This window comes from Burkholderia sp. BCC0398, from assembly GCF_902833245.1.
Taxonomy (GTDB): Bacteria; Pseudomonadota; Gammaproteobacteria; order Burkholderiales; family Burkholderiaceae; genus Burkholderia; species Burkholderia sola.
Genome location: NZ_CADFEM010000005.1, coordinates 191,889 through 207,571, shown reverse-complemented (window position 1 = coordinate 207,571; position 15,683 = coordinate 191,889). Strand labels below are relative to the sequence as shown.

Genomic DNA, 15,683 nt, shown 5'->3' with positions numbered 1-15,683 from the left:
GCCTTCACACGCGGGAGGAAGCGGCTAGTACGCGCCCGAGCCGCGCACCACCACGGTGATCGTCCTGAACAGAATGCCGATGTCGCGGCGCAGCGACCAGTCGCGCACGTAGGACACGTCGAGCGACACGCGCGTCGAATAGTCGGTGTCGTTGCGGCCGCTGACCTGCCAAAGGCCGGTCATGCCGGGCTTGGCCATCAGGTAGTAGCGCACGTCGGCGCCGTAGCGTTCGAGCTCGGCCTCGACGATCGGGCGCGGCCCGACCAGGCTCATGTCGCCCTTCAGCACGTTCAGCAACTGCGGCAGTTCGTCGAGGCTCGTCTTGCGGAGCAGGCGGCCGATCGGCGTGATGCGGACATCGTTCTTCAGCTTGAATTCGCGCGCCCATTCCGCCCGGGCGTCGGCGTCGCGCTCCAGCAGCGCCTTGAGCACCACATCGGCGTTCGTCACCATCGAGCGAAATTTCAGGCACTTGAAGCGCCGGCCGTTTCGGCCGACACGCTCATGCCCGAAGATCGCCGGACCGCCGTCGCGCCTCACGGCCCATGCGATGCCCAGCAATGCCGGCGCGAGTACGACGAGCAGCACCGACGCGCCCACCAGGTCGAAGCTCCGCTTGACCGTCCGTTTGACGCGTCCGACCGTCCGGTGGCCGATCTCGAACTGGCCGCGCCGGTCCGCGTGCGCGATCGCCGCCGCGCGCACCTGACCGCCCGCACGCTCGATCACACCAAAGATCGCGAGCGTCAGCGCGCGGAATGCGATCAGGCCGATCCCGCTGGCGAGCGTCCAGCACACGAACCACTCGCTCGACAGCACATGCGCACGATGCAGCACGTAAAGCAGCGCGGTGCTCATGCCCTGCACGACGATCCATGCCAGCACCGTGCGCCCGAGCAGGTGCAGCGCCGATTGCGTCCGCACCTTCTCGTAGATGCCGCATGCGGGAAATACCGACAACGCCAGCGCGGCGGCAAACGCGACGAGGGCACCGTCGAACAGGGTGCCGCGCGCACCGCCGGTCGCACCGATCAACGCGGGGATGAACGCGCCCAGCACGATCATTCCGATATCGGTCGCTCGATTGATCAACGAATTCATTGATATGAACTCCTAAGTCATCACCCAATATCCATTCACGACGCAGCGCGGCATCACATCACGCGGAACGCTGGTTGCGGCGCCTCTGCTTCAACGTTTCCGCAGTGCATCATATTCGCCTCGACTTGCGCCTTTATCGATTGCGTCCGAATCCGCCTTGTTGATGGCGGAACAAATCAAGGCCGATTTCCCGAGCGAATTATTCGATCCATTTCTCGAATCGAGCGATGCACGAATAACGTGCGTTCGCACCCATTCATGCCCGGATTCGGATCGGATGTACGACATGAATTTCATGTCGATTTGCAATTCGCCGCGGCCGCCATGCGCGCGCACGGGGCATGCGCATGCATCGCCTGGTGCGTCCTGGCCTACGAGCGAGCATCGGCCGAACGACGGCGCTCGATGCTCGCCTAACGAATAAAAAGGCCTGCACGGTGCGCTCACGACGACACGGCAGGCAAAATTCCGAGGAGTACCGGGGTGCCGACTCCTCGAAAGGCCAGTCGATAACCTAATCAGTGGAAATACGCGCGGGTTGATCGATGTCCGACCGCGCCACGATTGTGGCCGAATCCGCCTTCGTCAAATCAGAATTACCGATACCACTGATTTGCATTCCAAATCATAAAACCGTCATGCTGAATGAACATCGATATCCAGGCATGGATTTGAATTCGGGTAAAGCGACTTCGCCGATGGGCGTCCGATGGCGAATTGCGATCGCCCGCTCTAGGACGATGCGCCGCTCATCCAGTCGCCCAAATCCGACGCGTACAGCGTGTCCGTCGACGCGTCACTGTCTTTTCGTGCAGCCGCCCGAAATTCGGTCGGCGATGTCTGCAAGTGCTGGCGAAACAGTTTTGCCATCCGGTCGCCGCTGCCGAGGCCGGTGCGCCGCGCGACCTTGTCCGCCGGAAGATCCGTCTCGATCAGCATGCGGCATGCCTTTTCGAGGCGTATCCTCAGCACGAACTCGGTAGGCGTGACACCGATTTCGTTCTTGAAGCGCCGCAAGAAATTGCGCTCGCTCATCGCGGCGGCCTGCGCGGCATCGGCGATCGAAATGCGGTTCTCGCTATTGACCCGCAGATGATGCGCAGCCATCCGGATCAGCGTGCTCGCACGGGCGACGCGTGCGCCGAACAACACGTCGGTCAGTTTGCGGTTCGCGCCGGACACCATGCACATCACGATTTCCTGCGCGATTTCGTAACCCATGTCCACCCGGACGATCGACAACGCATCGGAGAAAGGCCCGTCGTCTTCGTCGCCGGCGGCTTCATCGTCCGACGCGCCGCCGTCCGTTCCCGACGCTGCCTTCTCTATCTCCTTCTGCCCCAGGCGAATCTGCGTCAGCAATCTCCGGCCGCCATGGCTGCCGCGCACGACCCGCGCCCGCTGATGGACATGCCGGACCCACGCAATAAACTGTTCGTCGAGCTCGTCGGTCCCGCCTTGACCGCTCAACACGAACATCGCGTGCACCCTGCTGGCTTCGAGTGTGCGCGCCGCTTCCGTCCAGATGCCGACGCCCGACGACGAACGAACCGGGCCGCCATGCACGGAATACAGGCGCAATTCGTAACGGTCGACGAATGCGCCATCGACCCGTCCGAGCTGATTCGCCAGTTCGAAAACGGCGGCCAGCTTGCCCATCTGCATAATGGAAAAACCCTCGAGCAACAGGACGATTACGCTTGCCCGTTGATGTTCGTTGCCGGCGCCTCTTCCCCGATTCACGCTTGACCCCGTCGATGAATGATTCGGCACTGTTTGCATCCTGCGGCCCTTTAACAATTTCTTACATTTGTTGTTTTCTGCGCCGCATCATAAGGGGCGCTCCTCGCCCGCCGATTTGTCAATGTCTGTTTTCGCCGTGTTGTTGTCGGATTCAATCAAGCCAATGATATGGACCTATTTATTGAAATTCATCAATTTCGGTGGAAATACGATCACGCCATTTCATTGAAAATTGACGTGCATCAATGCCAGGAAATATAAATCGCGATAACGCAGGCGGGGGAAATCACCGGTAATGAAGAGAAACCGAAATCGATCGAATGAGCCGTCTTTTTCGAGTGCCGCCGCCGCAATGGGCGAACGGGCCGCATCGCGGCGACCCCGCGTGGGCGCTGGTGAGAGCCGTTCAGGCAGCATGGTCGAATGTCGCTCAGGGCGGGTGAACCGGCGATTTCGCGCAAACGTCATCCCGGGATTTTGGCCAGGCATTTAAGGAAAATTCAGATCGTGCGTGACCTCGGATCGGTAATGAAATACCGGCTCCATCGTCGAATCTTTCGGTATAGCGGCACGCAAACGTTTGTCGTTGAAGAGACCGAAACCTATGGGCGATACACGGGATCACACGGTATGACCAAGGATTACATGCGATTACGATCAATTACACGGGACGATTCGTTCGCGTGCCGGATCCTATGCCGTTTGTCGGACTTGTCGGTATCGATCCGTCATAGGGCAGTTCGTCCGGCGCGCGCTCATCGAATTCGGATCGACTCGTTTTGATGGGCGTTCGCGTCGGTCGAATGCGGCGCGTGCGATATGCGCGTTGCCCTGCCCGCACCGCCGGCCCGGGTCAGGAAAGGAGGAAACGGTTGCGGGCGACCCCGCCCGATGCGTTTTAAACTTTCGTTCGTACTGCAGATTTTCGTGTGTCGACAGGCAACCTCAATGTCCAACCGAATCGGTAGTATTCCGGAAGATCGGTGGTCGATCGCAACCATTCGGCCGCGCGACCCGAGGGCGGCGCTCACGCCCACGCAATCAGGATCGCTAGAAACCCGGCAGCCGCCCATGCCCGTCCGACCGCTGCGCTGCGGCGGCTCGCCACCGGAAAAACCGATCTGCGCGGCGCCGGGCACGCGGGCGTCGCCGTTCGCGCGATCGTCAGTTCGACGGCAGTGACTGCGCGTCGAACCAGTCGAGCAGCGTGCGCGTGACGAACGCCGGATTTTCCAGGTTCGAGATATGGCCGGCGTCGGGCACCAGCGCATGCGCGCAACCGATCACGCTCGCCATCTTCACGGTTTCCGACGGCGGGCGCGCCATGTCGCCCGCGCCGCACATCAGCAGCGTGCGTGCGGCATCGAGGTCGGCGAGTGTCGCGAGTGTGTCGGGCCGGCCGAAAATCAGCCGGCCGAGCGGCGCGATCGATTGCCGCAGCCGGTCGGCCGGCAGGTTCGCGAGCGCATCGCGAAACGCCGTCGGCACCGGGTCGTCGAGATTGACGTCCGGCCGGAAGAACAGCGGCACGATCGCGTCGAGCAGCGGCGGCGCGATGCGGCCCGCTGTCTCGATCGCGTCGAGCATCCCGAAGTAGCGGGCGCGCGTCGCATCGGGTTCGGCCTCGAGCGACGCATCCATGATCACGAGCGAGCGCACGCGCTGCGGCTCGCGCAACGCGAGCCGCGCGCCCCACATGCCGCCGACGCTGAGCCCGACGATCGCGCACTGTTCGATCTCCAGCGCGTCGAGCAGCGCGCTGGCGTGCGCGGCGAGATCGTCGAGCGTGTACGTGCCGTCCGGCAGCGCGCCCGATTCGCCATGCCCCCACAGATCCGGCACGATCACGCGATACCGGCGCGACAGTGCGTCGATTTGCGGCGCCCACATCGTCGCGTCCCACAGATAGCTGTGCCCGAGCAGCACCGGAAAACCGGCGCCGTGATCGAGGTAGTGCAGGGTACTGCCATGAATAGTGTGTGCGGGCATGCTGTCTCCGGATGTGAGGACGCGGCGATGGCCCGGAAACGGGTGCCGCAGTCGGCGGCGTTCTGCGACGAACGCGAAGCGGCGCATCATCGCACAGGTTGCAGGCGTCGTGCATGACGCCGCGCACGACGTATTCGCCGCGCTATCCGACGCGGTACATCGGCAGCACGTTGCTGCCGGCGATGCCCGGCTCCTCCTCGAGCGAATGACACGCTTGTTCGAGCAACCAGTTGGTCAGCACCGCGATATCGAATTCGTTGCACGCATCGGGGTTCTGCACGAGCACGTAGCTGCCCGATGCAACGGTGCAGTGCGGGAACAGCTCGACGAGCCGCCCCTGCTTCAACAGCCCGTCGACGAGGGGCCGCCTGCCGATCGCGATACCGTGGCCGTCGACCGCGGCCTGGACCAGTTGATCGTACTGGCTGAAGTGCAGCGCGCCGACCGGCCGCAGCCGCGGCACGCCGAGCGCCTTCAGCAAATGGCTCCAGCCGTGCCACGGCCATTCGCCGCGCGGGTCGTCGAGATGCAGCAGCACGTGCTTGTCGAGGTCGGCCGGCTTCATCGATGCGGCGTCGCCCGCCGCCACCAGGCTCGGGCTGCACACCGCGACGACACGCTCGCGAAACAGCACGTCCGTATCGTCGGTCGACGTATACGGGCCTGCATAGCGCACGGCCAGGTGCAAACGTTTGCGTTTGAGATCTTCGATTTCGCTCGTGGCCGACACGCGCACGTCGATGTCCGGATAGCTGGCGCGAAACGAACCGAGGCGTGGAATCAGCCACAGCGCGGCGAACGAGACGGTGGTCGACAACGAGATGGCGCGCTGGCCGACACTCGACGACAGCTTACCGACCACCGATTCCAGGTCGGACAACGCGAACGAGATCGCGTCGTACAGCTCGCGCCCCTTGTCGGTCAGCGTCAACGAACGAATGTGCCGATGGAACAGCTCGATCCGGAGCTGCTCTTCGAGCGCCTTGACCTGCCGACTCACGGCCGATTGCGTGACGTTCAGTTCCTGCCCCGCCCGCGTGAAGCTCAAATGGCGCGCCGCGCATTCGAAGCCTCTCAGGAAATCCAGCGAAGGCAGACTTCTCAATCGCTTTGCCAATCTCACATTAGCCATACCGCCGCCTCAAAGTTGCACCCATCGACCGATAAGTCGCCGTTCGTCTCCCTGAATCGTCTCTCCCATTTGGATTCGGAAACGATTTTATATTGAAGCATGGATGCACATCATTCTTATTTTCAATCGTGACACTTGTATTTATCTATCGATTTTGATCGCAATGATATCCTTACATGAACATTATCCAGGTAGTGATTTTGTAAATTAATATGAGAACGAATCCAGCACTTCAAATAGCCGACAAACTCCTTCAAAAACAGAGGATTACCGCCAGAATTCGACGCTATCACGTCGATCTCGTCGCACAATCAGATGCATCATCCGATTCCTACAATTCAATTTCAATCAGCCAACTTTTAAATTTATTTTCCCGGACTGCGAAAGACAACCGGTCGGTAACATACACGAAAATGCCATCTAAATCCGGAATTCCGTGTTTACATAAATATGCTAAACGAATGAATTTCAAAGCTGCCATGCAATTTCAAGCAACTGATGCGCCGATTATGTCTGGAATGATTAATTCGCCTGCCGGTAGCGCCGTTCGGCCGCATGGCGTTCGGATGTCGGCCGGATTTCGGCCCGCACCGCGCGACGGGCTGCCTGTATCGATCCGCTACGGGCGGCCCAACGCGCCATTCGTCCGCGCGGTCACTTCGCGGCGATAGCGGTTCAGTTCCTGCGCGCTCGCGAACGTGCGCTCGAACAGGATCGACAGGTTGTGCAGGATCCGCTCGACGACCTTCTTCTCCCACTCGCCGTCGAAACGGATCTGCTCGTCGAGCCAGCGCTCGAGCCATTCCGGATCGGGCAGGCGCGACTGCACGGTGTCGCGCGGGAACAGCGCCTGGTTCACGTGCAGGTTGGTCGGGTGCAGCGGCTTCTCGGTGCGGCGCGCCGACGCCATCAGCACGCCGATCTTCGCGAATGCGGCGCGGGCGACGTCGCCGCAGTTGTTCAGCGCTTTCTTCATATAGCGCAGGTACGCGCCGCCGTGACGCGCTTCGTCGCGCGAAATCGTTTCGTAAATCTGCTTGATGACGGGCTCGGTGTGCCAGTCGGCCGCGCAGCGGTACCAGTGGTTCAGGCGGATTTCGCCGCAGAAGTGCAGCATCAGCGTCTCGAGCGGCGGCGCCGGATCGAACTGGAAGCGCACCGCGTGCAGTTCCGCTTCGGTCGGCACCATCTCCGGCTTGAAGCGGCGCAGGTATTCCATCAGCACGAGCGAATGCTTCTGCTCCTCGAAGAACCACACGCTCATGAACGCGGAAAAATCGCTGTCGTGCTGGTTGTCGCGCAGGAACATCTCCGTCGCGGGCAGCGCCGACCATTCGGTGATCGCGTTCATCTTGATCGTCTTCGCCTGCTCGTCGGTGAGCAGCGAAGCGTCGAACCGGTTCCACGGAATGTCCTTCTCCATGTCCCAGCGAACCGCTTCGAGCGATCTGAACAGTTCCGGATAGAGCATCGTCGTCCCAAGATAGTCGGCAGCGGTAGTCATGCCGATTGCGTGGACGCCGGCGCAACCGCTTCGGCATCGGGCTCGCGATCGTCCCGATCGTCGTCCACCGAGCGAGGCGTCAGCCGGCCGCGCAGCAATGCGTAGTAGAACTGCCGGTACGTGCGGTGGTAATAGCGGATGCGCGGCGCGATCGCGCCATGCAGATCGTGCAGGCGCTCGATCGGCAGGTTCGGCATCATGTGATGCTCGACGTGATAGTTGTTGCCGTTCGTGAACCATGTCATGAACGCATTGCTCTCGATCGTCCTCGTGTTGCGGAACGGGTCGGTGCTCGTCAGGTCGCAGCGGTAGTGCTCGGGCATCTCGACCAGCGCATGCACGGGCGCCGCGACGCACACGAGCGGCACGACCCACACCCAGACGACGCACCACGAGTGCAGCGCGAACGACAGCGCGGCCAGCAGCGCGATCGCCGCCGCCATCAGCAGGTAGTCGCGGCGGATCGCACGCGACACGAGCGCGTTGTCGCCGAAGCGCGCGCCCGGCACGACGAGCTTCGCAACGCTCTTCGCGAACTGGATATAGTGCGCGGCCATCGACAGCCGCCACGCCCACAGCCCGACATTGACGACGGGGCGCGCGCCGTACTGGTCGCCGTAGTCGAAGAACTCCTTGTTCTCCGGCGTGCCGAGCAGCCGGTGATGGCGAAGGTGGCTGTCCTGGTACGCGTGGAACGACACGAGCATCGGCATGCCGAGCAGCACGCCGAACACCATGTTCAGGCGCTTGCTGCGGAACCCCTGGTAATGCAGCGCCTGGTGCTGCAGTTCGACGCCGTGCGCATACATCGCACCGATCAGCAGGATGCCGAAGATCTTCAGGATCACGAGCGCCGACAGCGCGAACATCATCCCGTGCGCGATGAGCGCGACGTACACCGCCAGCTTCAGCGAGAAGACCACGCCGCTCGGGCGGCTCTTCATGTCTGCAACCGATTTCGTGCGGGCGACCAGCGATGAGGTGACGGACAAGACGCTCTCCTTGAGCCGGGCCCCGCCCGGCACGATGACGCGGCGGCGCTGGCGCGCTGCCGGGATGCAATTCTTCTGTGAGTCGATGTTTCGGACAAGCGAATTTTCCGAACGCATTGCATGACGCCTGCGCATGAGCGCACCACATCGTGAACTAGACGACCGGTCGAATGAGACAGACCAGTCACCTAGCGCGTATTCATCGTTCACGCTGATAACGAATGTGCGCTGCCCCGAGTGGATGCGCTCCGCTCATGCATAGCCTGCATAGATTCCGTTTGTCGCGGCCGATCGATCCGGCAAGAATCCACCTCACTCGACGAACGGCGCCGCCGGCACCGTGGCGCGAGCGGCCGTGTTCCGCAACGGGAGAATCCTCGTGACGAAGTACGCATCGACCATTCATCGCCTGATCGAATCGCTCGAGGACGTCGCGGGCGCCATGCATCGCATGACGTTCGTCGACGATGCGGGCAACGAAGCCGGCGTCACGTACCGGCGCTTCGCGGAAGCGGTGTTTCATCAGGCCGGCGCGCTGCGCGAGCTCGGTGTGCGCGAGAACGATCTGGTGATGCTGGCGCTGCCCGCGTCGGTCGAGCATGCGGTCGCGATGATGGCCTGCGTGATGACGGGTGCGCTGCCCTGCACCGTGCCCGTTCCCGCACGGCGCGCGGCGGCCGGACGGCAGGTGATCGACGTCGCGTGCGAGCTGTACCGGCCGCGCATCGTCGTCGCCGCGGATGCGCAGGCCGCGGCGTGGCGCGACGACGCGTTTCCCGCGGCCTCAACGCGCGTGGTCGATCTCGCGACGCTGTCGAATGCCGCCGACGCCGGCGCGCGCGCACTGATCAGCGCGAAGAGCGGCAGCGATCCGCATCATGTGCAGCTCACGTCCGGTTCGACGTCGCATCCGAAGGCCGCGGTGCTCAGCCACGAGAACGTGATCGCGAACGTGCTCGGCATCGGCGGCTCGGTGCGCTTCGATATCGCGGCCGGCGACGGCACCGCGTCGTGGCTGCCGCTCTATCACGACATGGGGCTGCTCACGCTGCTGTCGAACCTGCATTACCGCGCGCCGCTGCTGATGATGCAGCCGAACAGCTTCATCCGGAATCCGCTCGGCTGGTTGAAGCGCATCGCGTCGGCGCGCGCGACGACGACGTCGGTGCCGACCTTCGCGCTGCGCTACTGCGTGCGCCGCTTCAATGCGGCCGCGATGATCGGCGTCGATCTGTCCGCGTGCCGCAACATCTTCATCGGCGGCGAACGCGTCGACGACGCGACGCTGCGCGATTTCGCCGCGACGTTCGCGCCGTACGGCCTGGCGGCATCGGCTCTGCAACCGTGCTACGGGATGGCCGAATCGACGCTCGCGGTATCGATGCATCGCGCGTGGCACGAAGGCGCGGTCGACGGCGCGCCGTACGTGATCGCCGACACGCTCGACCGGCGCGCGCTGATCGAGCGCCGCGACGCGCAGCCGGCCGCCGCGAACGACGGTCGCGAGACGGACACCGAAACGGTGCTCGCGATGGGCACGCCGATCGACGGGATGGCGTTCCGCATCCTCGACGACGGCGACCACGCGCTGGCGAACCGCGCGGTCGGCGAAGTCGCGATCCGCGGCACGTCGGTGATGCTCGGCTACCTGAACCCCGACGACGGCACGATCGCCGCGCCGCTGACGGCCGACGGCTGGTTCCGCACGGGCGACATCGGCTACGTCGCGGACGGCCAGCTGCATATCCTCGGCCGCAAGAAGGAAGTCATCATCATTCGCGGCAGCAACTATTTCCCGCACGAGATCGAGGAAGCGCTGGCGTCGCACAGCGCGCTGCGCAAGAGCACGTGCATCGCGTTCGGGCTGCCCGATCCCGAAACCGGCACCGAGCGGCTGGTCGTCGCGATCGAGGCGCGCCCCGTCGACGCGACGCCGCAAACGCGCACCGAGTGCCAGCAACTGCTCGCGTCGCGCATCGGCTTCGCCGCGCAGGATCTGTGTTTCGTCGAGCCCGGCTCGCTGCCGCGCACGACGAGCGGCAAGCTGCAGCGCGTGAAGTGTCGCGATCTCTATGCGAACGGCGCGCTGCCCGTCATCGCAGCACCGGTTGCCGTCGAAGCGGGCCAGGGAGCATTCGCATGACGGCCGCGCCCCTGGCCCCGGTGCTCGAGCTGCGCGACGTCACACGCACGTACGAAGGCGCGGGCCGCGTCGTCGCGGTGCGCGACGCGACGATCTCGATCGCCCGGCGCGACGTCGTCGCGCTCGTCGGTCCGTCGGGCAGCGGCAAAAGCACGCTGCTCAACCTCGCCGGCTTTCTCGACGTGCCGACGAGCGGCGAACGCTGGCTCGAAGGCCGCCGCATCGACGATGCGCCGGACACGCTCGAACGGATTCGCCGCGAACGCATCGGCTTCGTATTCCAGCAGTTCAACCTGATACCGGTGATGTCGGCGCTCGAGAACGTCGAACTCGGCTGCTTCGCGTGGGGCACGCCGCGCACGCGGCGCGAACGCGCGCGCGCGATGCTCGACGCGGTGGGGCTCGCCGCGCGCGAACGACATCGCCCCGGTGAGCTGTCCGGCGGCGAACAGCAGCGCGTCGCCCTGGCCCGCGCACTCGCCAAGGAGCCGGCGATCGTGATCGCGGACGAGCCGACCGCGAGCCTCGACAGCACGAATGCGCGGGCGGTCGCCGAGCTGATCCTCGACACCAATCGCACGCTGGGCACCGCTTTTCTGATTGCGTCGCACGACGATCGTCTGTGCGCGCACCTGCCGCGCCGCATCGAGATGCGCGACGGCGTACCGGGAGTGAATCGTGAACTGGTCGACGTTTGCGTGGCGTAACCTCTGGCGCAACCGGCGCCGCACCGTGCTGACGATGGCGATGATCGGCGTCGCCGCGTTCGCGTCGAGCCTCGCGCTCGGCTACGTGATCGCGACGTTCGATGCCGTGCGCGAAGGGTCGATCGACAGCGGCGTCGGCCACGTGCAGGTGCTGCATCACGGCTACCTCGACCTGATCGGCGAACGGCCGCTGCAATACGGGCTGACCGCCGACGAACAGGCCGCCGCCACGCAGGCGATTGCAAAGGTGCCCGGCGTCGCGACGACCGCGCGCGGCATCGACTTCGACGGGCTCGTATCGAACGGCGATCTCAGCTACGGCTTCGTCGGCGAAGGAATCGAACCGAACCGCGAGCCGCCCGGCTTCTTCGACTATCACACGGTACTGTCGGGCCGCTATCTGTCGCCGACGAACGCGGGGACCGAAGTCGTCGTCGGCGCCGAACTCGCACGCAAGCTCGGCGTGCACGTCGGCTCGGTCGTGCAGCTGATGGCGTCGACCGCGCACGGCGGCATCAACGCGACCGACGCGCAGATCGTCGGCGTGATGAGCACCGGCAACAAGGACGTCGACGAACGGATCGTCAACGTGACGTTTACGGCCGCGCAGGCGCTGCTGCGCACCGACCGCGCGTCGCGCATCGCGGTGTTCCTCGAGGACACCGCCGGCACGACGGCCGTCGCTGCGACGCTGCGCACCGCGCTGCCGACGCTCGACGTGCGGACCTGGGACCAGCTCGTGTCGCTCTATCACCAGGTCGTCGCGCTGTACAAGAACCAGTTCTCGGTGTTCGGCGCGATTCTGTGCGCGACGATCCTGCTGTCGATGAGCAACTGGATTTTGATGAGCATCGTCGAGCGGCGCCGCGAGATCTCGACGCTGCGCGCGCTCGGCGTGCCGGCCGCGACGGTGCGCGGCGTGCTGATCCAGGAAACCGCGCTGCTCGGCCTGCTCGGCGCGGCCGCCGGCATCGCGCTCGCGCTGTTGACGATGGTCGCGCTCAATCACGCGCAGATCCACCTGCCCGCGCCGCCCGGCCGCGTGAAACCGATCCTGCTCGAATTCACCGTATCGCCCGTCGCCGTGGCCGCCGTCGAAGCCGCGTTCGTCGTGCTCGGCGTGGCCGCGGCGCTGCTCGCGACGATCGGGCTCGCGAAACGCAACATCCTCGAAGGACTCGCCCCATGAACCGCATTCGCCTTACGTTCGCCGCGCTCGTCGCGTGCGTGCCGCTCGCCGCGCACGCGGCCGACACGCCGACGGCCCAGACCATGCTCGCCCGTGCCGACGCATACCGCAGCACGGCCGCCGATACGCAGACGAACATCCGGATCACCAACGAGGTCGGCGGACAAGCCGGCGACGCGACGCGCTATCTCGTCTACACGCGCGGCAACGGCGACACGCTCGCGCTGACGCGCAGCGGCGAGAACGACGGCCAGAAATACCTCGCGACGACGCGCGGGCACTGGTTCTACGTGCCGAACACGCGCAGCGCGGTGCGCATCAACGGGATGCAGCGGCTGCAAGGGGAAGTCGTGATCAGCGATATCACGCGCACGCACTGGGCGGACAGCTATCGCGCGACGGCCGTGCCGGGCACGACGCCGATCGCCGGCAAGCCGGCCACCGAACTCGACCTGAGCGCGACCGATCCCGACAACGTGTACCCGACGATCAAGCTCTGGGTGACGCCCGACACCGACGTGCCGGTGCGCGCGCAGTTCTTCCTGGCGAGCGGCCTGCTGTTTCGCAGCGCCGACTTTTCGGCTCCGGTCGACGCGAACGGCCGCAAGGTGATCCGCAAGATCACGTATCGCAACGAGGTCGAGAAGCAGCGCGCGAGCGTCGTCGACATCCTCGACGGCCAACCGCGCAAGATTCCGTCGGGCTGGTTCAATCCCGACACGCTCGCCGATGGCCAGTGAGTACGACGCCGATGCCGACGCTCATCGTGACCGCCTCCGTTCGTCGCCCGACCGCGCAAGCCGCACGTCCTGCGGCTGGCCCGGCGTCGCGCTCGCGATCCCGCTCGCGCTCGGTTGCACGCTCGCGCACGGAGCATCGCTGATGGATCAGCTCGGCACGCTCAACGGTATCGGCTACGCGCGCTCCGTCGACAGCATGGACGGCCGCGCGCTGCTCGGCCGCCTGATCGGCGACTCGCCGCGCAACCAGCAGGAAGCCGGCCTGCTCGCACGCATCGACGGCGAGAACCTGTTCGTGAACGCGCGCGTCGTCGCCAGCAACCATTCGCTCGGCGCGCAGGCGAGCCGCTTCAACGAAGCGGGCGTGCGCTACGCGTTCGACAACGGCATCACGCTGACGGCCGGCAAGCGGATCGATACGCTCGACACGTCGCAGGCGTTCTTCCCGCTCGGCTTCTTCCAGAAGCGGGCCGCGACGGCCGACATCTACGATCGCTACGGCGACGTCGAAGGCACGCCGCTCGTCGAAGCGAAATGGGCCGGCGAACAGACCACGCTGCAGTTCATCGCCGGCGAGAACCGCACGTTGCGCAACGACGTCGACAACCGCGACGTGCAGGGCGCGACGCAACTCGTGCGCGGCGCGTACAACGGGTCGGGCGGCTCGGCCGCGCTGCTCGCGGGCCGTCACGCGGGCCGCGGCGGCGCGGGCGCGACGCTGTCGTTCGACGTCGCGCGCTCGAACACCGTCTATGCGAGCGCGTGGCTCGAGCGCGGCACGACGCGGCCGCTGCCCGCGTTCATCGCGAACGGCACGCCGCTCGATTCGGCCGCCGCGTACGACGCCGTCGATCGCCGCAACGATCGCCAGTACATGTGGCGCAGCGCGGTCGGCATGCAGAGCGCGCTGCCCGGCAATCTGTCGCTGATCGTCGAGTGGTCGCACGACGAAGCGCGTTACGACGCGAGCCAGTGGCGCCGAATGGTCGGCGCGGTGCAGGCGAACAACGCGCTGCTGCCCGTCGCGCCCGGCGCCGCGCTGGCCGGCCTCGGCGGCACGGCCAACTTCGTGAGCGTCGACGGCAGCCTGCGCGACTACCTGTTCGCGCGGCTCGGCAAGAAGGTCGGCCGCGTCGAGTATTCGCTGCGCGGCGTCTATTCGCCGCAGGACAAGGGCCTGCTCGCGATCGCGCAGGTCGTCGCCGACGTGAACACACGCGTGAGCGTCGATGTCGCGCTCACCCACGCCTTCTCCGACAGCCAGTCCGAGTACCGGATGGTCGGCCTCGGCACCCGCATCGACGCCGCCGTGCGCGTGCGTTTCTGACAGGAACCCTGCCATGTCCACGCTTTCCGCCCCCGCCCCGATCGCACCGCCGCTGCTGCTGCGCGTGGCCGACCAGGCTGCGTATCCGGTGCTGCGCCACCTCGACGCGATCGGCACGCCGCCGCGCGCGGCGGCCCGGCTCGTCGAAGCCGCCGCCGTGCGGCTGCTCGACAGCGAGATGGTGATCGCGCTGCGCGCCGCCACGCCGGACGTGCTGCCCGACGCGTCCGCGTCGACACCGCTGCGGCACGACGAGGCGCCGCTCACCGAAGCGCTGCTCGAGCAGATCGACCGCGAAGGGTTTCATCACCTGTTCAAGCCGTTCATGCGCGCATTCATCCGCATCATGTTCGGGCTGTTCTTCTCCGACGACCAGAACCGCCGTGCATGCGCGTGCATCGACGCCGGCCACAACTTCGCGTTCCTGATGAGCGACGGTGGCGGCCCGACGCTGGCCGCCTGGCGCACCGTCGTACGTACCGACGACAACGGGCTCGCGCTGACCGTTGACAAGGTATGGGGCATCGAGGCGCATCGCGACTGCATGGCCGTCGTCGCCGCGCGCCTGCCGGGCGTGATGTTCCCGGCCGCCTATCTCGTGTGGCCCGAAGAGTATCGAAAACTGAAACGCACGACCTGCGGCGCGCCGTTCCTCGCGGGCAACCTGCAGCTCGCAAACGTCGGCGGCCAGGTTCGCGTCGCCGCCGAGGATCGGCTGCGGATCGGCGGGCCGACCGTCTTCAACAAATACCTGACCGTGGTGCGACCGTACTTCGTCCGCGCGCTGATGGCGCACGTCGGCTGGCTCGAACGGACCGGCCGCGTCGAACTCGATGCCGACGCGCGCGCCGTGCACCGCTTCATCGCGGACGCTGCGCGCACCCAGACCGACGACGCGCACTACAGCTTCGGCAAGGTGCAGCGCGTGCTCGCGATCAAGCTGCTGTCGAACGAGTTCCTGAGCGCGCTCGTGCGCGACGGCAAGGTGCCACTGTTCGACGACCAGCGCGACCTGCTGGCGTTTTCGAAGATGGAAGGCAGTTCGTACCGTTGTTATCACGAGCTTCGCAAGAGCCTGCGCTGCGAAGCCGGCAGTTGATCCACGCGACAGGCCGA

General features: G+C 65.2%; 13 protein-coding genes. 6 read left to right on the top strand and 7 right to left on the bottom strand.

The genetic code is table 11. The features are described from left to right. Positions 1–24: 24 nt before the first annotated feature. From HWX76_RS12825 to HWX76_RS12795, 7 genes are all read right to left on the bottom strand, one after another. Positions 25–1,101, bottom strand: a complete 1,077-nt coding sequence (locus HWX76_RS12825; RefSeq protein WP_089490097.1) for a sugar transferase — start codon at positions 1,099–1,101, stop codon at positions 25–27. A gap of 732 nt (positions 1,102–1,833) precedes the next feature. Continuing rightward, positions 1,834–2,787 carry a helix-turn-helix domain-containing protein gene (locus HWX76_RS12820; RefSeq protein WP_050013565.1) on the bottom strand — a complete coding sequence of 318 codons (954 nt, stop codon included), beginning with the start codon at positions 2,785–2,787 and terminating at the stop codon, positions 1,834–1,836. 279 nt (positions 2,788–3,066) lie between these two features. Further along, on the bottom strand, positions 3,067–3,261 hold the full coding sequence (locus tag HWX76_RS12815) for a hypothetical protein (protein WP_176015881.1): 195 nt from the start codon (positions 3,259–3,261) through the stop codon (positions 3,067–3,069). A 747-nt stretch (positions 3,262–4,008) separates the two neighbouring features. Continuing rightward, on the bottom strand, positions 4,009–4,833 hold the full coding sequence (locus HWX76_RS12810) for an alpha/beta fold hydrolase (protein ID WP_050013651.1): 825 nt from the start codon (positions 4,831–4,833) through the stop codon (positions 4,009–4,011). Positions 4,834–4,975: 142 nt separating this feature from the next. Then, positions 4,976–5,965, bottom strand: a complete 990-nt coding sequence (locus tag HWX76_RS12805) for a LysR substrate-binding domain-containing protein (RefSeq protein ID WP_050013566.1) — start codon at positions 5,963–5,965, stop codon at positions 4,976–4,978. A 619-nt stretch (positions 5,966–6,584) separates the two neighbouring features. After that, positions 6,585–7,436, bottom strand: coding sequence for a ferritin-like domain-containing protein (locus HWX76_RS12800; protein ID WP_176015978.1), 852 nt, complete (start codon positions 7,434–7,436; stop codon positions 6,585–6,587). 29 nt (positions 7,437–7,465) lie between these two features. Beyond that, complete coding sequence (locus tag HWX76_RS12795) at positions 7,466–8,413, bottom strand: fatty acid desaturase (RefSeq protein WP_050013567.1); 948 nt, start codon at positions 8,411–8,413, stop codon at positions 7,466–7,468. A gap of 427 nt (positions 8,414–8,840) precedes the next feature. On the opposite strand from HWX76_RS12795, the gene HWX76_RS12790 reads away from it, so the two are divergent. The 6 genes from HWX76_RS12790 to HWX76_RS12765 are packed head-to-tail and all read left to right on the top strand — an operon-like array spanning position 8,841 to position 15,666. Then, positions 8,841–10,604, top strand: coding sequence for a fatty acyl-AMP ligase (locus HWX76_RS12790; protein WP_244137969.1), 1,764 nt, complete (start codon positions 8,841–8,843; stop codon positions 10,602–10,604). Continuing rightward, positions 10,601–11,311: an ABC transporter ATP-binding protein gene (locus HWX76_RS12785; RefSeq protein ID WP_050013569.1), complete on the top strand. Its 711-nt coding sequence runs from the start codon at positions 10,601–10,603 to the stop codon at positions 11,309–11,311. The genes HWX76_RS12790 and HWX76_RS12785 overlap by 4 nt, the downstream gene beginning before the upstream one ends. Then, positions 11,283–12,500, top strand: a complete 1,218-nt coding sequence (locus HWX76_RS12780; protein ID WP_176015879.1) for an ABC transporter permease — start codon at positions 11,283–11,285, stop codon at positions 12,498–12,500. The genes HWX76_RS12785 and HWX76_RS12780 overlap by 29 nt, the downstream gene beginning before the upstream one ends. Further along, complete coding sequence (locus HWX76_RS12775) at positions 12,497–13,240, top strand: outer membrane lipoprotein-sorting protein (RefSeq protein ID WP_089490100.1); 744 nt, start codon at positions 12,497–12,499, stop codon at positions 13,238–13,240. The genes HWX76_RS12780 and HWX76_RS12775 overlap by 4 nt, the downstream gene beginning before the upstream one ends. Continuing rightward, positions 13,230–14,567, top strand: a complete 1,338-nt coding sequence (locus HWX76_RS12770; RefSeq protein ID WP_089490101.1) for a hypothetical protein — start codon at positions 13,230–13,232, stop codon at positions 14,565–14,567. Before HWX76_RS12775 ends, HWX76_RS12770 begins: the two co-directional genes overlap by 11 nt. Before the next feature lie 13 nt (positions 14,568–14,580). Beyond that, positions 14,581–15,666, top strand: coding sequence for a hypothetical protein (locus HWX76_RS12765; protein ID WP_176015878.1), 1,086 nt, complete (start codon positions 14,581–14,583; stop codon positions 15,664–15,666). The last annotated feature ends 17 nt before the right edge of the window (positions 15,667–15,683 follow it).